Source organism: Neobacillus sp. 114, assembly GCF_030127045.1.
GTDB classification, from domain to species: domain Bacteria; phylum Bacillota; class Bacilli; order Bacillales; family Cytobacillaceae; genus Neobacillus; species Neobacillus rhizophilus.
In genome coordinates this window covers 2,292,816-2,312,354 of sequence record NZ_CP126144.1, presented here as the reverse complement: position 1 = coordinate 2,312,354, position 19,539 = coordinate 2,292,816, and the positions used below count along the sequence as shown (strand labels likewise).

The 19,539-nt window shown below is 39.9% G+C and carries 23 protein-coding genes; 3 read left to right on the top strand and 20 right to left on the bottom strand.

Translation table 11 applies throughout. The features are described 5' to 3' along the window. Nucleotides 1-164 precede the first annotated feature (164 nt). Complete coding sequence (locus tag QNN06_RS11565; protein WP_213116211.1) at nt 165-644, bottom strand: CcdC family protein; 480 nt, start codon at nt 642-644, stop codon at nt 165-167. A gap of 168 nt (nt 645-812) precedes the next feature. After that, on the bottom strand, nt 813-1,520 hold the full coding sequence (locus QNN06_RS11560) for a cytochrome c biogenesis CcdA family protein (protein ID WP_213116212.1): 708 nt from the start codon (nt 1,518-1,520) through the stop codon (nt 813-815). A gap of 254 nt (nt 1,521-1,774) precedes the next feature. On the opposite strand from QNN06_RS11560, the gene QNN06_RS11555 reads away from it, so the two are divergent. Beyond that, nucleotides 1,775-1,957 carry an aspartyl-phosphate phosphatase Spo0E family protein gene (locus QNN06_RS11555; RefSeq protein WP_213116213.1) on the top strand — a complete coding sequence of 61 codons (183 nt, stop codon included), beginning with the start codon at nt 1,775-1,777 and terminating at the stop codon, nt 1,955-1,957. Nucleotides 1,958-2,010: 53 nt separating this feature from the next. Here QNN06_RS11555 and QNN06_RS11550 read toward each other — a convergent pair whose 3' ends face one another. From QNN06_RS11550 to yneA, 10 genes are all read right to left on the bottom strand, one after another. Then, entirely contained in the window at nt 2,011-3,804 is a 1,794-nt protein-coding gene (locus QNN06_RS11550; protein ID WP_213116214.1) for an ABC transporter ATP-binding protein, read from the bottom strand. A gap of 1 nt (nt 3,805) precedes the next feature. Next, nucleotides 3,806-5,557, bottom strand: a complete 1,752-nt coding sequence (locus QNN06_RS11545) for an ABC transporter transmembrane domain-containing protein (protein WP_284037584.1) — start codon at nt 5,555-5,557, stop codon at nt 3,806-3,808. 327 nt (nt 5,558-5,884) lie between these two features. Next, nucleotides 5,885-6,085, bottom strand: a complete 201-nt coding sequence (locus QNN06_RS11540) for a cold-shock protein (RefSeq protein ID WP_213116216.1) — start codon at nt 6,083-6,085, stop codon at nt 5,885-5,887. Between the two features lie 235 nt (nt 6,086-6,320). After that, complete coding sequence (locus QNN06_RS11535; RefSeq protein ID WP_284037583.1) at nt 6,321-6,581, bottom strand: YneF family protein; 261 nt, start codon at nt 6,579-6,581, stop codon at nt 6,321-6,323. A gap of 169 nt (nt 6,582-6,750) precedes the next feature. Then, a complete protein-coding gene (locus QNN06_RS11530) occupies nt 6,751-6,963 on the bottom strand; it encodes a YneF family protein (RefSeq protein WP_213116217.1) in 213 nt (70 codons plus the stop codon). A 79-nt stretch (nt 6,964-7,042) separates the two neighbouring features. Then, a complete protein-coding gene (sirA, locus tag QNN06_RS11525) occupies nt 7,043-7,483 on the bottom strand; it encodes a sporulation inhibitor of replication protein SirA (RefSeq protein WP_284037582.1) in 441 nt (146 codons plus the stop codon). Between the two features lie 202 nt (nt 7,484-7,685). Further along, the gene (gene tkt, locus QNN06_RS11520; protein WP_213116219.1) at nt 7,686-9,692 is read right to left on the bottom strand and encodes a transketolase; all 2,007 of its coding nucleotides are present in this window, start codon (nt 9,690-9,692) and stop codon (nt 7,686-7,688) included. A gap of 178 nt (nt 9,693-9,870) precedes the next feature. Beyond that, nucleotides 9,871-10,101: a DUF896 domain-containing protein gene (locus QNN06_RS11515; RefSeq protein ID WP_213116220.1), complete on the bottom strand. Its 231-nt coding sequence runs from the start codon at nt 10,099-10,101 to the stop codon at nt 9,871-9,873. Nucleotides 10,102-10,183: 82 nt separating this feature from the next. Next, nucleotides 10,184-10,831 carry a YneB family resolvase-like protein gene (locus tag QNN06_RS11510; RefSeq protein ID WP_213116221.1) on the bottom strand — a complete coding sequence of 216 codons (648 nt, stop codon included), beginning with the start codon at nt 10,829-10,831 and terminating at the stop codon, nt 10,184-10,186. 14 nt (nt 10,832-10,845) lie between these two features. Continuing rightward, nucleotides 10,846-11,169, bottom strand: a complete 324-nt coding sequence (gene yneA / locus QNN06_RS11505) for a cell division suppressor protein YneA (protein ID WP_213116222.1) — start codon at nt 11,167-11,169, stop codon at nt 10,846-10,848. Nucleotides 11,170-11,328: 159 nt separating this feature from the next. On the opposite strand from yneA, the gene lexA reads away from it, so the two are divergent. Next, nucleotides 11,329-11,952, top strand: a complete 624-nt coding sequence (lexA, locus tag QNN06_RS11500; protein WP_213116223.1) for a transcriptional repressor LexA — start codon at nt 11,329-11,331, stop codon at nt 11,950-11,952. Nucleotides 11,953-12,077: 125 nt separating this feature from the next. On the opposite strand, the gene QNN06_RS11495 is transcribed toward lexA, so the two are convergent. The 5 genes from QNN06_RS11495 to QNN06_RS11475 form a co-directional block, all read right to left on the bottom strand. Beyond that, nucleotides 12,078-12,440 (bottom strand): fluoride efflux transporter FluC, encoded by a 363-nt coding sequence (locus tag QNN06_RS11495; protein WP_217037221.1) that lies wholly within the window; start codon nt 12,438-12,440, stop codon nt 12,078-12,080. An 8-nt stretch (nt 12,441-12,448) separates the two neighbouring features. Continuing rightward, the gene (gene crcB / locus QNN06_RS11490; protein ID WP_249366527.1) at nt 12,449-12,826 is read right to left on the bottom strand and encodes a fluoride efflux transporter CrcB; all 378 of its coding nucleotides are present in this window, start codon (nt 12,824-12,826) and stop codon (nt 12,449-12,451) included. Nucleotides 12,827-12,900: 74 nt separating this feature from the next. Then, entirely contained in the window at nt 12,901-13,377 is a 477-nt protein-coding gene (locus tag QNN06_RS11485) for a DUF2680 domain-containing protein (protein WP_213116226.1), read from the bottom strand. A gap of 101 nt (nt 13,378-13,478) precedes the next feature. After that, the gene (locus QNN06_RS11480) at nt 13,479-13,856 is read right to left on the bottom strand and encodes a PepSY domain-containing protein (protein WP_213116227.1); all 378 of its coding nucleotides are present in this window, start codon (nt 13,854-13,856) and stop codon (nt 13,479-13,481) included. 82 nt (nt 13,857-13,938) lie between these two features. After that, nucleotides 13,939-15,198 (bottom strand): cation:proton antiporter, encoded by a 1,260-nt coding sequence (locus tag QNN06_RS11475; protein ID WP_284037581.1) that lies wholly within the window; start codon nt 15,196-15,198, stop codon nt 13,939-13,941. Between the two features lie 239 nt (nt 15,199-15,437). Here QNN06_RS11475 and QNN06_RS11470 point away from each other — a divergent pair, with 239 nt between their 5' ends. After that, nucleotides 15,438-15,857, top strand: coding sequence for a hypothetical protein (locus QNN06_RS11470; protein ID WP_213116229.1), 420 nt, complete (start codon nt 15,438-15,440; stop codon nt 15,855-15,857). Nucleotides 15,858-15,990: 133 nt separating this feature from the next. On the opposite strand, the gene glnA is transcribed toward QNN06_RS11470, so the two are convergent. From glnA to QNN06_RS11455, 3 genes are all read right to left on the bottom strand, one after another. Continuing rightward, on the bottom strand, nt 15,991-17,325 hold the full coding sequence (gene glnA / locus QNN06_RS11465; protein WP_284037580.1) for a type I glutamate--ammonia ligase: 1,335 nt from the start codon (nt 17,323-17,325) through the stop codon (nt 15,991-15,993). A 27-nt stretch (nt 17,326-17,352) separates the two neighbouring features. Then, nucleotides 17,353-17,727: a MerR family transcriptional regulator gene (locus QNN06_RS11460; RefSeq protein ID WP_213116907.1), complete on the bottom strand. Its 375-nt coding sequence runs from the start codon at nt 17,725-17,727 to the stop codon at nt 17,353-17,355. Nucleotides 17,728-18,259: 532 nt separating this feature from the next. Then, nucleotides 18,260-19,531 carry a methionine gamma-lyase family protein gene (locus QNN06_RS11455; protein ID WP_213116231.1) on the bottom strand — a complete coding sequence of 424 codons (1,272 nt, stop codon included), beginning with the start codon at nt 19,529-19,531 and terminating at the stop codon, nt 18,260-18,262. Nucleotides 19,532-19,539 lie beyond the last annotated feature (8 nt).

The window sequence follows — 19,539 nt, the reverse complement described above, 5'->3', positions numbered from 1 at the left end:
TCACGTAGAACCTTCCTACGTGACCATTACTTAGCCTAATCACCCTTTTCGGGTACGTAGACCTTTCCTACGTGACCTTTCTTTAGCACTTTCATCCTTTTCAGGCACGTAGACCTCTATTAAATTAGAAAAACACTGGCCCTTAAAAGCCAGTGTTCCATAAACTACAACAATTTTATTCCATGAAGCTCTTTATAAAGCTTCTTATAAGACCGATACATCGCAACACGCCAAGGCACAATCATGCTAAATGCCAGCAGGAAGAACATGCCGCTTAATTGGCCGACGTCAATCGTGCTGCTTAGAATGGATTTCAAAACGATTCGAATAAGTAACAGGCCGACTAAGATAAAGACAAACGCTTTTGACCTCTTTAAATAAATATCATTGTCACGAATCTCGAACTTCGATGTTTTAATCAGGAAAATGGAGAAAAACATCCCCACCACCACAGCCTCGAGTATTTCCATTGGCGTTAATCTGAATTGCGGAACTACATACATTAATGCCCCACTCGACATAAATACTGGCGGTAAGATAATCTTTTTTACACTGGTGGGCTTTGCGGCAGCTTTCATTCGTACAAAAAATGCTAAAGTGCCCATAAAAACGGCACCAATCGTTGAAAGAAGAACGTAATTCATTGGATTCATTCCTTACCCTTTAATTTACTTTCCCATTATACTTCATAATTATGAAAATGGGATAAAGATTTTTACTGTTATCCTCGTGGAAAAATTGAATGCACAAGGAAACTAGTCCAAAAAAAGGAAACCATTTTTAACAAAATCAAAAATGGTTTCATGAAGTCTTTAGAATCCTGTAAAGCCGCCGAAAAGTGGCGATACGATTTGAATAATTTTTGTCATCCAATCAAAGAAAAGCATAACCCCCATGATAATCATTAAGGTGCCGCCTATTTTCATAATTTTAACGCTGTGTTTCTTGATCCAACTCATCCGGCCGACAAAGAATGATAAAATGAAGAACGGAATCGCAAAGCCAAGCGAATAGGCAGTCATGTATAAAACGCCAGAACCTGGATTGGACGCGGCAAGCAGAATAACCGATGAAAGAATCGGACCAGTACAAGGAGTCCATCCTGCTGCGAACGCCATCCCAATTAAAATCGAGCCAATATAACCGGATGGACGGTTTTTAAATTCAAAACGTCGATCCCTCATCAAAAATTCTGGATTTAAAATGCCGACAATCACTAATCCGAAGAAAACGATAAATATGGCGCCTAGCTGCCGGATTAAATCCTTGTATTCCTGAAAGAAGCTGCCAACGAATGATGTACCAAAACCAATCGCAATAAAAATAACGGAAAAACCAATCAGGAAAAATAATGTATGTAAAAGGCTCCGTTTCGTCAGCATCGCATTTTCGCTTTTTAATTCACCCACTGACATCCCCGTAATATACGACAAGAACGCAGGATAAAGCGGTAAGCAGCATGGAGAAATGAAGCTTAAAAACCCTGCCCCCAGCGCTAAAAATAAATTCACATCTGCCATATTAACACTCCCACTATAGTCGATACCCTTTCATTCTAACAAAACTAAAGGCTAAAAGATAATGATTATCATGAATATTTTGTGTCTATCATTGATATTAGCAAATATCGCCATTTTAGATGGATATTTATTTACAAATTATCTTTGAAATAATTTACAACTTAGGTTATACTAGTAAAACAGTTTCCATTTAATAGTTTAGAAGTCAGACCTTTAAGTAAAATTTCGGGACTTTTCCAGAAAGGATATCAGCCGTGGTTAAACAAGATATAGTTACTTTAATTGAAAAAAAGCGTGCTGAACTTTATAAAGTTGCGACCAAAAACGGTTTAACCTCCTCTATTGCCATTCGCTACAGTCAGGAGCTTGACCACTTAATAAATGAATATAATCGAGCATATATAGAAAAAGTCCCATCATCATTTGTTGCTCAATAACCTACAAATAAAAGAAGCCTGGCAACCCAGGCTTCTTTTATTTGTTTTCTCTTCTAGTTGATGACATCCTCCATCTTTTCTACCATCCCGTTTTGCAGCAGAAACATTTTATGATAGAGTCCCTTTTGCGCCAGAAGCTCCTGATGGTTCCCACGCTCTACAATTTCGCCTTGATGCAAGACTAAGATTAAATCGGCATCCTGAATGGTGGATAGACGGTGGGCAATCGCGATGGTAGTCCGGCCTTTACGCATTTTTGCCAGGGCCGTCTGGATTGCTTCCTCCGTCTCTGTATCAATATTGGCAGTCGCTTCGTCAAGAACTAAAACTTTTGGATTCGCCGCAATCGTCCTTGCAAATGCAATTAACTGTCGCTGTCCACTTGAGAAAGTGGCGCCTCGCTCGACTACCTTATGCCGATAGCCATCCTCAAGCTTCTCAATAAACGTATTGGCCTGAACAAACTGGGCAGCCTCTTCAATTTGCTCGTCAGTCAAGTCGGTATTATGAAGACGAATATTATCCTTTACGGTCCCGTAAAACAAAAACGGATCCTGAAGGACTAGACCAAGCTTCTTGCGTATCTCAACCTTTGAATAGTGGCGGATGGATTCCCCGTCAATCAAAATTTCACCGCGTTCAAATTCATAAAACCGCATCATCAGATTGATGATAGAGCTTTTCCCGCTTCCCGTATGTCCGACTAACGCAACCGTTTCACCTGGATTAGCGGCAAAGGAAATATTTTTTAAGACATCGCGTTTTCCGTCATAGGAAAAACTCACATTCATAAATTCTACTTTCCCTTTTTCAATCTGGCTTGCACCTTCCTCCTTCTGGGCAGGTGCCAAGGTGTCTTCATCGAGCAATTTAAATACCCGTGAGCCGGCCACAATCGCCTGCTGGTATAGAGACAGGCGCATCATCATCTGATTTACCGGTTCAAAGAAACGATCCAGATAATTGATAAATGCGTATATGACACCAATTTTCACACTAGTATTAAAGGAAGTAATCCCAAAGTAACTAAGCACGATGATTAAGGCAAAAATATAAATTAAATCAATAGCAGGCCTTAACAATAGACCGTCTATTTTAATATTCTTCATCCCCGCCTTATAGTGCTGCTCATTGATATCACCAAATTCACTGCGAAGGCGCTTTTCCTGACGAAACACCTGAATAATCGCCATCCCCTGCAGCGATTCGTTTAATTTGGCATTCAACTGACTTAACCGCTCCCGCATTTCCAAATAAAAGCGCGAACTCATCTTTCGATATAAGACCATAACAAAAATAAGAATCGGAATGATGATGACACATAGCAAGGCTAGCTTCACGTTTAAGATAAACATGGCTATGAAAATACCAAACAGCAAAAAACCGCTCTGAATAAAGGTTGCCAGCACCGTGACAAACATGTCTTTAATTGCTTCCGTATCATTGGTAACCCGTGAGACAATACTCCCCGCCGGTGTTTTATCAAAATACTTCAATCCCAATGCTTGCACTTTTGAAAAAACATCGATTCGAAGCTGCTGGATGATATACAGGGCAATCTCCTGAAATTTCACCAATTGAAAGAACAAGAGAATCGCTTTCACGATCTGGATTCCCATATACAAAGAGCCAAGCAGCAACAATGGCTTAAACTCCAGATTCCCCGGTGTTAAATAATCGTCTAGGAAGATTTTGACGAGAATCGGCAGGACAATATCCCCCACTGTTGTTAACAGCAGCAGGACGAAGGCAAGCGTAATCGTTCTTTTATGCGGTTTTGTATAGGAAAGGAGACGGTATAAGACTTTTCTTTGTTCACGTTCCGATAATTGAACTTTTTCTTCCATATTAATGTCCCCCATGCTCGACCAGCTCTTCTAGCTGCTGGTGTAAATACATTTCCCTATACCAGCCGTTCTGCTCCATCAATTCCTCATGTGTTCCTCGTTCGATGATTTTTCCGTCTTCTAAAACCAGGATGAGGTTGGCATGCGCAATGGCGCTTAATCGGTGGGACGTAATGATGGTTGTCTTCCCTTCACGATTTTCCTTAAGCGCCGAAAGGATCGCTTCCTCCGTTTTCGCATCAACGGCCGATAAGGAATCATCAAGCACCAGCAGTTCCGGATTCATCAGAAGTGCCCTTGCTATCGAAATTCGCTGTTTTTGCCCACCTGATAACGACACTCCCCGCTCACCGACGATTGTCTTATACCCATCCGTAAACTGGAGAATATCTTCATGAATATTAGCTAATTTCGCTGCCAATTCAATTTCTACACAGTCCGCTGATGGATTCGTAAAGGCAATGTTCTCCGCAACTGTAGCAGAGAATAAGAAATGATCCTGCGGTACATAACCAATGGCTTCTCTTAATTTTTCCAGTTTATAATCCTGTAGAGCCGCGCCGCCAAACAGGATTTCCCCATTGTACCCTTCAAACTCGCGAATCAGGAGTTTTAATAGTGTCGTTTTTCCGGCGCCTGTTTTTCCAACGATCCCCAGAGTTTCCCCTTTGTTTAATCTAAACTGAATATTTTTAAGTATTGGCTGCAATTCGCCCGGATACGCAAATTCATGGATTCGATACTCTACATCACCACATGGTACCATTTCCGTCGCTTGTTTTTGGTCCGTTATTTCGACCTTTTCGCCAAGGAGCTTTGCAACACGGTCATAGGAAGCCCGGCCGCGCTCCACAATGTTAAATAACCATCCGAATGCCAGCATCGGCCAGATTAATAAACCTAAATAAGTAGTAAAAGATATTAATTGACCAATCGTCAACTCACCATTCAGCACATACTTTGCACCGAATACAATGGATAGGAAAAAGGAAATTCCGACGATGATGGAAATAGTCGGATCGTAGAGGGAATCGATTTTGGCGACGACGATATTTTTCTGAACGACATCATCTGATTGTTTTCTGAAGTCTTCAATATCCTCTTGTTCCTGGCCAAATGTCTTGATGACCTTTATTCCTGTAATGCTTTCCTGGGTTTTATCATTTAAGGATGAAAAAGCTTCCTGGGCTTTATGAAAGCTTCTGTGCAGCATGGTACCAAACCAGCTTGTCAGCATCGCCATAAATGGCAGCGGGATTAAACAAATAAGCGTTAATTTCCAGCTGATTGTAAAAGCCATGGTCAGAATAACAAAACCACCGGTTGACAATGAGTCTACTAAAGTCAAAACCCCCGCCCCTGCTGTCTGCTGGATGGCTTGAAGGTCATTGGTAGCATGTGCCATTAAATCCCCAATCCTGCTTTTTTGATAAAAGGCAGGGGACATTTTTGTAAAATGATGATATAAACGATTTCTTAAAATTTTGCTTAGCTTTACTGAGGATCCGAAAATCATGATCCGCCAATAGTATCTTAGGATGTAGGTAGCAAGTCCGACAGCAACCAGAACAACGACCCATTCTGCAAGTAGTCCTTTTGTCACGGTTCCGTCATTTATATGGTCCGCCACAATTCCGATGACCTTTGGCGGCACAAGCTGTAAAAAAGCCACTACTAGTAAAAAGAATACCCCTGATATGTATGCTTTTTTCTCTTGTTTAAAAAACCAGCCTAGCTCCAAAAAAACCTTCATATAACCTCCCCCAAAACGGATCAAATTCATGTACCGTTCATTACTGGTAAAAAATATTTAGCCTGACGAAGATTTATTTTATCAAATTTTTCTAAAATAAGGAAGATTAAGAAATTAACGCTTTAACGCAATAAAAAAGACACTCAACGCTATTATGAGTGTACTTAGTAACAAATTTTCGAAAAAACTAGGTAATTTCAAGATTATATGATACACTTGGTTTACCATTTGATTTACTGTTTTCATGGCCCTATTCATTCGTGAATAGGGGTTTTTTTATGTATAAAAAAACAGACCCTTTACAGAGCCTGTTTGTTTTTGGTTTAATTAAGCTTTACGAACGTTAGCTGCTTGAGGTCCGCGTTGTCCTTGCTCAACATCGAAAGTCACTGCTTGACCTTCTTCTAAAGTTTTGAAACCTTCGCCTTGGATAGCTGAGAAATGAACGAATACATCGTCTCCACCTTCGCGCTCGATGAATCCGAAACCTTTTTCGCTGTTAAACCATTTTACTTTACCGTTTTCCATTTTTGTTGCCTCCTGGTGTGTGTACACACACAATGTTAATACTATCCTTGCTCTCAGTGATCATCAAGACGAAAAGTTTTCCTTATACTATCCTTTACACCGAACAAAAATAATTCTTTACTAGTATAACACGCTTCTATAACAAAAGCAAGCATCTAAAAAATAAAATAAAAAGCCACCCTTCCGGCTAATTTTTTCAACCGGTAAAAGTGGCTTTGAATTAAGGATTCTTATTTCATTTGCTTTTCATGGCTTGCATCATTTGGTTGATCTTCTTTTGTGAAGGCTTCATACCCATTTGCATCAAAACTCGGAAAAGCAATCTATCCTTTAAATCGTACACGGTTATACTTTCAAGTTCTGTTACTGCCCTTTTTTCTTTAAGAAATTGAAGTAATTGTTTATAATCCTGACGTTTATTTTTCATGGTTTTATCGGTGAAACCTTTTACTAAACAATGGTACAAATATTCTTCAATTACATCTTCTAATAGCACAAAAAAACCACCCTTCGGTTAATCATTCATCCGAAAAAGTGGTTTTGTGTTGAAATATTGAAGGATTAAGCAATTTTATAAGAATTTATGATGAAGGATTAAGTCTTTAACTTATCCTATTCTTAAAAATCACTCTCAACCATCTGAAAAACCTTGATATAACAACGTTTTACTTCCCAGTTTGCTTATTCATGGCTTGCATCATTTGGTTGATCTTCTTCTGTGAAGGCTTCATACCCATTTGCATCATCATGGTTTTAAGCATTTGCTCATTGATTGGCGGATTTTTCTTTAAATAGCTCATCATATAACGGCGAGCAATGAAAAATCCTAGTGCTACACCAGCTACAAGTGCCAGTATACCAACTAGAACGTACATCATATTATAATTTCCTCCTTCATGTTGTCTACCATACAACAGTGTACTAAATAAAACGAAATTAGACAATATTCGATTTTAATTAGACATATTTTCTTTCTTTAATCGGCTTTAACCAGCCAAACCGCTCATGTTCTAGGTCAATCGCCAAAAAGGAGGATTCACACTTTCTCAGCACTTCAAAAAACGCTGTCTCCGCTTCATAGCTTCCATGTGCCTCCAGCGAGATTAAATCCTGGTAGACTTCCAATTTTGCCCTACTTATTTTTCCACTAAGATCAATCGTATATGCACCATGGTCTGCTTTAAAGCCCTTTATTTTTCCAAGCTGTCTTTGAATCAGCTGGTGGATTTTTAATACTTCTATTTTCTTTGTTATATAGACAATTTGTTTTTTTGTTATAAATTGAAGCTCGCCCCGTGCTTGCTGATGTTCCTGGAATAGTTGAAAAAACAACCGCTCTCGTCCGAAGTAATGGGTGGCAAATTCATCTTCTATTAAATAAAGCTGATATTTCCTCATTCCAACCTCTCCTCCGCTGACAATCCTTTTATCTATTATAAAGAATCGGCAAAGAAACATTTGTCTTATCGCGGCAAAAACTTTCACTTATTTTGTCGATTTGCAATTAGAGTGCTATATCAGTAATTTATTTCGATAGAAGCTGACGGATTTCCTCCATAAAAAAGAGAGAGCGGAATTTCCCCTCTCCCTCGTCATTTGATTATTTTTGTACAAGTGCTTTCACACGAGCAACGACGTTTGGCACACTAAATCCGAACTCTTCCATGATTTTTTCACCTGGTGCAGATGCTCCAAAATGATCGATAGCTAATACGTCACCTTCATCACCAGCATATTTGTGCCAGCCGAAGGATGCTCCGACTTCCAGAGCAAGACGCTTCTTCACGCTCTTTGGAAGGACAGAGTCTTTGTATTCTTGTGATTGCTGTTCAAAGCGATCCCATGATGGCATACTGACTACAGAAACCTGGATTCCTTCACCAGCAAGTGCTTTCTGTGCTTCCACTGCAAGACTTACTTCGGATCCAGCTGCTAGTAATAGGGCATCTGGAGTATCTTTTCCTGCTGCGGAAACCACATATGCTCCTTTAGAAACTCCAACATATGCATTTTTATCTGTATCTTTTAATGTTGGTAAGTCCTGACGAGTTAATACTAAAGCTGTCGGCTTGTTTGTTGATTCTACTGCAAGCTTCCATGCTGCTGCTGTTTCATTGGCATCAGCAGGACGGATTAGTGATAGTCCTGGCATTGCGCGTAATGCCGCAAGTTGCTCAATTGGCTCGTGAGTTGGTCCATCTTCCCCAACTGCGATACTGTCATGTGTAAATACATAAGTAACTGGTAGACCCATTATTGCTGCAAGGCGAATTGCCGGACGAAGATAATCAGAGAATACAAAGAATGTTCCTCCAAAAACTTTAACCCCGCCATGCAGAGCAATACCATTCATTGCAGCACCCATTGCAAATTCACGAACGCCGAACCAGATGTTGCGGCCTTCATATGCGCCTGGCATGAAGTCTGTTGTCCCTTTAAGCATTGTTTTGTTAGAACCGGCAAGGTCAGCAGAACCACCAATTAAAATCGGCAGGTTCTTGGCAATGCCATTTAGCGCTTCACCTGAAGAAGCACGAGTTGCAAGCCCCTTGCCTTCAGTGTAAACCGGAACATCCTTATCCCATCCTTCAGGAAGTTCATGATTTAGTGCTTGTTCAAGCTGGCGAGCCAACTCTGGATATTCGTTTTTATACTGAGCGAACATGTCGTTCCACTCTTTTTCTTTTTTCTCACCATTTTCAACGATAAGCTTTTGGAAGTTATCGTAAACTTCTTGTGGAACATGGAAATCTTCCTCGAAAGTCCACTTATAAGCTTCTTTGGTAAGCTTTAGCTCATTTGCACCAAGTGGTGACCCATGAACACCTGATGTGCCGGCACGGTTAGGTGAACCGTAACCAATCACTGTTCTTACTTCAATCATGGTTGGTCTGTCTAAATCATTTCTTGCTTCTTCAAGTGCTTTAGCAATTTCTTCGTAGTTGTTACCGTCTTCGACACGAAGATACTGCCATCCGTAAGATTGGAAGCGCTCCTTCACACTTTCAGAGAAAGATTTATTCAAATCTCCGTCTAAGGAAATATCATTTGAATCATATAATACGACTAAACGGCCTAACTTTAGGTGACCGGCAAGTGATGCAGCCTCAGCAGATACGCCTTCCATTAAGTCGCCGTCTCCACAAACGCTGTATGTAAAATGATTCACAAGTTCATATTTGTCTTTGTTATAAACGCTAGCAACATGGCGTTCTGCCATAGCCATTCCCACTGCCATAGCAATCCCTTGACCAAGCGGCCCAGTCGTTGCTTCTACTCCTTCAGTATGGCCATATTCAGGATGTCCTGGAGTTTTGCTTCCCCATTGGCGGAATTGCTTTAAATCATCCATGGATAAATTATAGCCGGATAGATGAAGCATGCTGTAAAGCAATGCAGATCCATGACCTGCAGATAATACGAAGCGGTCACGGTTGAACCAATGTGGATTTTTAGGGTTGTGGTTCATAAATCTTGTCCATAATGTATAGGTCATTGGAGCAGCACCCATCGGCATTCCAGGGTGTCCAGAGTTTGCTTTCTCGATAGCATCAATTGAAAGCGTACGAATCGTGGTGACAGATAAATCATCAATTGTGTTAAACATCTTTTTACAACCTTCCTTCTTCGGAAAATACAAACAACTTTAATATTATAGTGCTGTGGATTTTTATTCAACAAATTACTACGTATTTTGTAGCAAAATTCACTTTATTATATATTTTGACACATGAAAGCGCTATATATGTAAAAAGGAATACAAATAACTTGTATTCCCAGATGCTTTAATGAAGATTATTTTTTTTCCTGGTTTTTATTTTTTCAGGTGTAACGTCATTACCAAGTGGATCAATTATTTTTGTATTTGTCAGGGTATCCAGCATTTGCGATCGAAAAGCAGCTAAATATTCACTTCTAAGTGATGACTGCTCTTTTGCTTCGATTTCTGTTAAACCTGTCGCTTTCTTTTTCCTTGCCAATTCATTGATTCTGGCCATTTTTTCCTTGGATAGCATTCAAGTACATTCCTTTCCAAAAAACTGCTAACATTAAGACAAGATTGTACTAGAAAAGAATCCACCTGGCAAGGATGAAGGTTTATTCCGCCTGCTCTTCTATGAATTCCTGGTATCTTCTATGTACAGTGGCTTTCGAAATGTTATAGCCAAAGCCTCTTAATGTTGCGGCAATTTCCGAAAAGGTCAGGCCATTTTTTCTCAACCTGACAATTTCTTGGACAGGTACTTCAATTTTATCCCGTCCCGAATGTTCGCCTAGATTTTTTAAATTTTTTTCCGGCCTATAGCCTTTTTCAACTGCCCGCTTCATGCCACGTTTTATTTTTACATTATGAAGCTTGCGCTGGTACTCTTCCACCATGCTGACGATTTTTAAGACCATTGAATCCGATTCGGAAAGCTGCAATTCACCATTATGCGAAATGCTGTATAGTTTAATTCCTTCTTTTAAAATGCAATGCAGGATGGCAATCTTGGCATTCCCTCGGCCGAGCCTTGTTTCATCCTGGATTAGTACAGCCTGGACTTGTTTATCTTTAATGCGCTCCAAAAGTTGCAGGATACCATCTCTTTCTAAATCATAGCCGCTCGCCTGCTCTTTAATGATTGAATCGATATGGAATTGATATCGGTTGGCGAGCTGGACTAGCTCGTCTTCCTGGCGTCTCAATGATGTTTCCTGTGTTTCCTTATTCGTACTTACTCGGCAGTAGATGATTGCGTTCATTTTTTAGGTCCTTCCTATTTCTCTAATGCACTTGCTAATTCCCTTTCTGCGGGTGCTTCATTACTAACCGGAATTAAAATTTCTTCACCTGGAAAAATTTCATCCCCAACATCCCGATTATGTTTTTTCACCCAGTTGACGAATTCCTTGTTTGATAATGAATGCTCGCCAGCATACTTTTGGGAAATTTCCCATAGTGTGTCTCCGTCTGCTACAGTCACTTTCAAATATTTATCCTGATTTTTCGGACTTTGCTGAAATGCTAATACAAATGCTAATGAGCAGCTTAATAATAGAAGAATAATAGCGTATGAGTATTGGTTCCATATTTTTTTCATTATAAAACACCCCTGATTAGAATGTATGTTCGTTTTATTTGATTTGATTATAATCCGAACGTTTGTTTGTTGTCAAGCATTATTCGAACTTATGTTTGTATAAATTATGCGAACATGTTATAATAAAGACAACATTAACCAGGCGAGGTGTAATTTATCATGGTAAAAGTATCAAAGCGGCAGCAGGATATCCTTGATTTCATAAAAGGAGAAGTGAAAACAAAGGGATATCCGCCATCTGTTCGGGAAATTGGCGAAGCAGTCGGACTAGCATCGAGTTCTACTGTACATGGGCATTTAGCCAGATTAGAAAGCAAGGGTTTAATTAGACGGGATCCAACAAAACCAAGGGCTATCGAAATCCTGGAAGCGGATGAAGCTGCTCATATCCCTCGAAACCATGTTGTAAATGTCCCAGTTGTCGGTAAAGTTACTGCCGGACTGCCGATTACGGCCATTGAAAATGTTGAGGAATATTTTCCTCTTCCCGAAAGACTAGCTCCTTCTAGCGAGAATGTCTTCATGCTTGAAATCATGGGAGAAAGTATGATTGAAGCAGGGATTCTTGACGGAGATTACGTTATTGTAAAACAGCAGCCGTCTGCGAACAACGGGGATATCGTTGTTGCGATGACCGAAGAAGACGAGGCTACCTGTAAGAGATTCTTCAAGGAGAAAGACTACATCCGCCTGCAGCCGGAAAACTCTTCTATGGATCCAATCATTTTAAACAACGTTACCATTTTGGGGAAGGTAATTGGGGTATATAGACAAATTCATTAAAAACACTCCATAGGGGTACGGTAAAGCCAGCATAACTGCTGGCTTTTTTTAATCAAAATTTAGGTGTTTACTAGACAGCGTACGCTTCGAAAGAGGAAGTCCATCTTTTCTATTTATTTATCACTCTAGTTATTTGACCATGAATATCCAAGATAAGCCGCCAAAATATTGGCTGCGTACATGGCAGCTCCATAAATCAAAAAATGAACCTTTCCGTTACTTTCCCCAAGCTGCAGCAATTCATAATTAAAGGTTGAAAAAGTAGTAAAGGACCCAAGAAAGCCAATCATCAGGAAATTTATTTGTGTTTCTGATATGTTGTCCTTTGCAAAAAGAACTCCTGCTGCAAACGAACCTGAGACATTTATGATGAGAGTGCCCAGTGGGATTTTATTAATATTCCATTTAAAGAAAAAGGTACTAAGTAGATAACGAGAAATAGCACCAAGAAATCCTCCTGCACCAATAACCAACAGTGTTATTATCATAGCCAAAATTACCCTTTCTCTATTTTCAATGCGATAACACGTCCAATTTTTACAGATCCATAACCTGCAATTATTGTTAGTGCCAAGTAAACAATGCTTGGTTGAATACCCCATTTCAGAAAAAGTTCAATTGTTTTCACACTGAAAGAGGAGAAAGTTGTAAATGAGCCTAGGAATCCAGTTACAAATCCAAGTTTAAACAACGAAGAGAAACGGTTTGGATTTAATGATAAAGTGAATCCAATGATAAAACAGCCGATCATGTTCACAAATAATATACCCGAGGAAAGAGGGAGTGCGGTACGGGAAATCAAACCATCTAATAAAAACCGAAATACCGCACCGATTACTCCTCCGCATCCAACAGCCAGATAGACCATTTCCATCACTTCTTTTTTATTCCCAATATATTCAATGCTATGAAATAAAATGCTAACTTGGACTATTATCAAAACGAACTTTAATCATTATCGCTGTTATACCATTCTTCCTCCCATTCGTCTTCTTCGTATTCACTACACCATTTATAATTTCTTTTTTGAAAAGTAAGAATATAGTTTTTTAACATGTTGTATCGAATGGTTTTTTGATCTTGAGTTAACGCTCCCGCCCAAGCATAGGTTTCAATCAAAGAAATATAATCCATATAAATCTGATGGTAAATTTGATCAAGACGTTTTTTTTGGGCTTCCGTAAATCGAATATCCTTTGTGCAGTCTAAGTCGTTATCCATTTCATTTTCATTTTCTGGATCATCCGTATCTTCTTTCGGTTGTTTATTGACTGGACTCTTTTCTTTCTTTAAACTTTCCTTATTTGAACCAGTATCTTCGACAGTTTTTTCTTTATTAAAGGACTCCATTTTGGCAGAGGCTTGGAAGGGCATGAGCGAATAGCTTAGAAACAAAACGACGATGCTTACATATTTTATTATCATTTCTTTTCTCCTTAAAAATAAATGACTTAAAAATGTAAAACTGCACATCTAAATTGATATGCAGCTTGAAGAATTATTTCAATACCTTCATGAGTGTGGATTTAATCGTCTCCATGGCCATCATCATCGTCATGGCCATCATCATCGTCATGACCATCCTCATCCTCACGGCCATTGTCATGCCGGCCTTCTTTTTCAATTTCCAAAACCTTGCCAGTTGCAGCATCAATCTCAACTTCGTAAATGGCTTCGTTTGTTTTCACCATTACCTCATAGACATTCCTGCCATCATCTTCTTCCAATTTCACGCTTAAAATCTTGCCTTTTACTTTCTGTAGGGCAATTTCTCCAGCCTCTTTTTCTGAAATTTGTTTTTGTTCTTTTGGCTGCCCATCCTTGACTGCAGCAAAGGCGTTTTCTAATTTTGCAGCAAAACTAATTGTTAATAGTAACGCAATTAACCATATTAATTTCTTCATACTCTTACACTCCCTAATTATTTTTTTATATCTTGTGTAAGAGTTTAAAACTTATTCATGTTTTGAGAATATTTTCAAAGACTCACATCAAATCCCATTCATTTTTCACTAAAAATCTTAGCCATGTACCGGTTATCCATGAGGTTGTAAGAGCTAGGAGAATGAGGATAGCAAAAAATTCCTGATTGATGATGCCAGACATATAAGCCACTGTTGAAAGGACGATTCCAGGACCACCCCTGGCATTCATGGCAAAGCCGAAATTCAAGCTGGTCAGTGAATTGAGTTTTATTAATCGGCATGTAAAGTAAACGATGGTTATTTGAATAAAGGTGGCAAGCAATAGATATTGTACGAAGAAAATGAAATCAAATGAATTTGCTAAATCGAGCTGCAGCCCAACCGTGGCAAAATAAATAGGGATAAACCAGGAGAAGGATAGATTTGATACTCCTTCTTCCACTTTCGATGATACTTCTTGCGGGAGATAAATTTTCGCCGCTATACCAACCAGTAAAGCTCCGAAAATGGTTTCAACCTGAAACAGATAGGCCAAGACACATGCTATAAATAAGATAAATAATAGGTAACCTAAATTGGAAGATCGAAAGAAAATGTTTCGGTTATGGATGGTAAAGTATTTAAAAAGGATTCTTAACACATACAGCATTCCGACCAGGAACAGACAGATGGTTCCAATGCTTAAAAATATATCATTAAAAGACAGTGTCTTACTATTGTTGGCAACCAGGTTGGTAGCCACGCCCAAAACTATCCATAAAATGATATCATGCACCCCTGCTATAATAATAACAAGTTTCGCAAACCTTGTTTTCATTATCCCCAAATCAATAAATATCTTTGAAATGACTGGTATAGACGTGACGGCGATTGAAATACAAACCACTAATTTAAAAGCCAGCAAGTTACCGACCTCACCCACAAATCTAGACATATCAAGAAAGTTGGTAATAATCCAGCCTAAAATAAATGGAAGAACACTTGAACCAATTGTAATGGCCGTTGTTATTTTCAAGTCCTCTTGTTTAAATTCCGTATGGAATTTTAAGCCTGACACAAACATCAACAGAATTAATCCCAATTGATAAATTAAACCGAACAGCTGATGCTCCAAAGGAAATCCATTAAACATCCAATCAAATATGTTTGGATAAAAATATCCTAACAAACTTGGACCTAGAATGATCCCCGCTCCAACCTCCCCTATTACTCTTGGTATATAAAAACGTTCGCAAAGATAGCCAAGGATATGAGCAGTAGCTAGTAAAAAGCCCATTGCAAACAAAAAATGGCTAACCTGTACTTGTGTAATTGTAAACATCTCTCTCCCTCCATTTTTTTACTAAAACCACCAACCAACTATAAATGCCCTTGTAGATTCCGCATTATCTTTTTATTTATTAATCAATATATGCTCGTCAGTATTTAAGGGGAAAGGTTTGTCTTAAAAAGGGCAAAGTTTATTAGAAACATTTAGACAAGCTGGGATAATGCCGTTCCATCTGTTCGAGGCAGTGCAGATAATATAGTAGGATATAAATCAGAAAGTGAGGAAATAAAATGGCTATGGAAGTTTTTAGGAAGAGAATACTCACTTTCCTATATACATTCTTACTAGGCTTGTTCCAGACACAAAGGGTAAAAAGGAAGAAAGAAAAGGGGGATCATTATCAATGGCGGCTGTGCGTGGATGTGCCATATTTTTTCACTTCAAAATTTTCGATAGACAACAACACCGTCACAGTGACTGGCACCCAATGTACCTATGATCATTCATGGCCGATTAGGTATTCCATCATAAAAGTGAGCCATTTTGGTTTACGCACTGAATATGTTGATAGTATCGTCATTAATGGCGACCAGTGCGAAAAAGAATTTAAGCATACCTTTGAAAATATTCCCAACGGAGAAGACTATCAGTTAGAAGTCTGTAATTATTTTAGATATTATTCTGAAGGGGACATACGATTATTGAAATAGATTGTTCATTATTTCTGTATTGATATGTACCAAACTATAGAGGAAAGACTATTCTTAAAAAATTGATAATAAAAAACACTCAGTACAATATTTACTGAGTGTTTTGCTGATGCTTTAATAGTAGATTAAGGTATTAATACATGCTCATATATTGTTCGCGTTCCCAAGGGTGTACAACGGTACGGAACATATCCCATTCAATCTCTTTTGCTTCCACAAAGTGTTCGAAGATATGCTCGCCTAAACCAGAAACGATAACTTCGTTTGATTTCAATAGCTCAAGTGCTGCTGCCAATGTTGCAGGAAGATCAATGATGCCTTCTTCGATTCTTTCTTCCTTCGTCATAACATAGATGTTCCGGTCAACTGGTTCTGGAGGTGTTAAATTGTTTTTGATTCCATCAAGACCAGCTTTTAAAATGACCGCCAACGCTAAGTACGGGTTTGCCGCAGGGTCAACACTGCGAACCTCGATACGTGTGCTCAAGCCTCGGGAAGCAGGGATACGGACAAGCGGTGAACGGTTTTGTGCAGACCATGCTACATAGCAAGGTGCCTCGTAACCTGGAACTAAACGCTTGTAAGAGTTAACAGTTGGGTTAGTTACTGCCGTGAAATATGGTGCATGCTTTAGAACACCTGCGATAAATTGACGGGCAGTGTCGCTCATTTGCAGGTCGCCTGTTGGTTCAAAGAATGCATTTTTGCCATTATTGAATAAGGAAACGTTGCAGTGCATTCCGGAACCGTTAACGCCGAACAATGGCTTTGGCATAAAGGTTGCATGCAAGCCGTGCTTGCGGGCAATTGTTTTTACAACTAGCTTGAAAGTTTGGATTTGGTCACATGCTGTAAGAGCATCTGCATATTTAAAATCGATTTCGTGCTGACCAGGTGCTACTTCGTGGTGGGATGCTTCGATTTCGAAGCCCATTTCTTCAAGCTCAAGTACGATATCACGGCGGCAGTTTTCACCAAGATCTGTAGGCGCTAAGTCAAAGTATCCGCCTTGGTCGTTCAACTCTAATGTTGGCTCGCCTTTTTGGTCTAATTTAAATAAGAAGAATTCTGGCTCAGGCCCAAGGTTGAAGTCAGTGAAGCCAAGCTCTTCCATTTCCCTTAATACACGCTTTAAGTTATTGCGCGGGTCCCCGGCAAATGGTGTTCCGTTTGAATTGTAAATATCACAGATTAAGCGGGCCACTTTCCCTTTTTCAGCAGTCCAAGGGAATACTACCCAAGTGTTTAAATCTGGGTACAGGTACATATCAGATTCTTCAATACGTACGAACCCTTCGATAGAGGAGCCGTCAAACATCATTTTGTTATCAAGTGCCTTTTCTAATTGGCTGATTGGAATTTCCACGTTTTTAATAGTTCCAAGAATATCCGTAAACTGAAGGCGGATAAATTTAACGTTTTCTTCTTTAGCCAAGCGTTGAATATCTTCTCTTGTGTACTTCGGCATTTGTAATTCCTCCAATTTTTATAAAAATTAATGAAAAAAGCGTGAAAGATCTCCTTGCCTTAAAGACGAACGATTCAGTCTGCCTGAATGCATCAGTTCATTGCGAAGAAGTTTCCTCAGCTCATCATCGGTAACCTCGCGCTTTGCACTTTTCGCTTGCTGTTCAAGTAGCGACTCTTGCTGTTCTTTGACCAATAATAACTGCTTAATGCCAGCCATATTTATTCCCTGGTCAATTAAGTCTTTTATTTCCAATAGCCTGTCAATGTCATTTAGGCTGTAAAGTCGCCTGTTTCCCTCCGTACGTGCCGGAGATATCAATTGGTGTTCTTCATAGTAGCGAATTTGCCTGGCGGTAAGTTCGGTCAGCTGCATCACTGTACCAATGGGAAACAACGGCATTGATCGGCGAATTTCTTTTCCACTCACCAATTTTCTCCTCCCTTTTGCTAATTTATATTTGTATTATATTTGGTGTTAGGAAATATGTCAATGATATGTAAGATAATCTAACATGGTTTTTTAGTAGTTTCTTATTATTGTAATTTTGGTTACAAACCTTGGCAAGAGGAGTGATGATTCATTGATAACGACCGAACCCAAACGAATTTCTTTTATTGAGTAGTTATGAAGCGGTCAAAACTACTGGATAGGGAATTTTTCTTTTGTTTCGGGGGTTATGAAGCGTTTATAACCACTGAATTGATATTTCACTCTTTGTTTCGGTCGTTATGAAGCCCTCCATAACGACTGAACTGGTATGATCTTCTTTGCTTCGGGCGTTATGGAGCCTCGATAACGACTGAACTGGTATATTCCTCTTTGCTTCAGTTGTTATGAAGCCTCCATAACAACTGAACTGGTATTATCTTCTTTGCTTCGGGCGTTATGGAGCCTCCTCAAAGCCCAACCCGCTGTCCTTCCCTATCCTCCCCTACTCTAGCACCAGTAACCCTTTCTCAACCAAATGATCCAAAGCCAAACATACAGCCATTTTCACGTGGGCATAGGTTAATCCGCCTTGCACATAAGCGACATATGGCGGGCGGATCGGGCCATCTGCCGTCAACTCGATGCTCGCACCTTGAATGAAGGTTCCAGCTGCCATAATTACATCATCCTCATAACCAGGCATGTAGCTTGGATGCGGAGTCACATAAGAATTCACAGGTGAGGCGAACTGGATGGCCTGGCAGAAGGCAACCATTTTATCCCGGTCATCAAATTGAACGGATTGGATCAAATCTGTCCGCCGCGCATCCCAGCGTGGAGAAGAATTCATCCCCAGCCTTTCCAGCATGGCAGCAGTAAAGACCGCACCTTTCAGAGCCTGCCCGACCACATGCGGCGCCAAGAAAAAGCCCTGATACATTTCCTGCAAACTATAAAGTGAAGCCCCCGCTTCGGCACCAATTCCCGGAGATGTCATCCGATAAGAACAAGCTTCGACCCATTGTTTTTTTCCAACGATATAGCCGCCGGTTTTAGCTAGGCCGCCGCCTGGATTTTTAATCAATGACCCCGCCATTAAATCAGCACCGACATGGCACGGCTCTATTTCCTCAACAAATTCTCCGTAGCAGTTATCAACAAACACGACAACATCCTGCTTAATCTCCTTAACGAAACTAATCATCTCGCCTATCTCAGCAACCGTAAACGATGGTCGGACCGCATAGCCTTTGGAACGCTGGATGCCAATCATTTTCGTATTAGGTTTAATCTTTCGAGCAATTCCTTCCCAATCAATCCCGCCTTCATCTATCAACGATACACTGTCATACGAAATCCCAAATTCCTTCAGGGAACCTACGCCATTCCCGCGGATTCCGACGATTTCCTCAAGGGTATCATAAGGTTTTCCGGTAATATACAAAAGTTCATCGCCGGGGCGAAGCACACCAAACAATGCAATCGATATGGCATGAGTGCCCGATATAATCTGTGGACGAACCAGTCCGGCCTCACCGCCGAAAACATCCGCATACACTAATTCCAATGTATCACGGCCGATATCGTCGTAACCATACCCAGTAGAAGGAATAAAGTGAGAATCACTTACCCGGTGCTTTTGAAAGCTTTGTAAAACTCGGAACTGATTGGATTCAATGCGTTCCTCGATTCCTTTATGGACTTCAGCAATTTGTTTTTCGACTTCCTTTACAATCGGCTGAAGCTTTTCCCCATTTTTCAAGTGTTGAAACATGCTGTTAA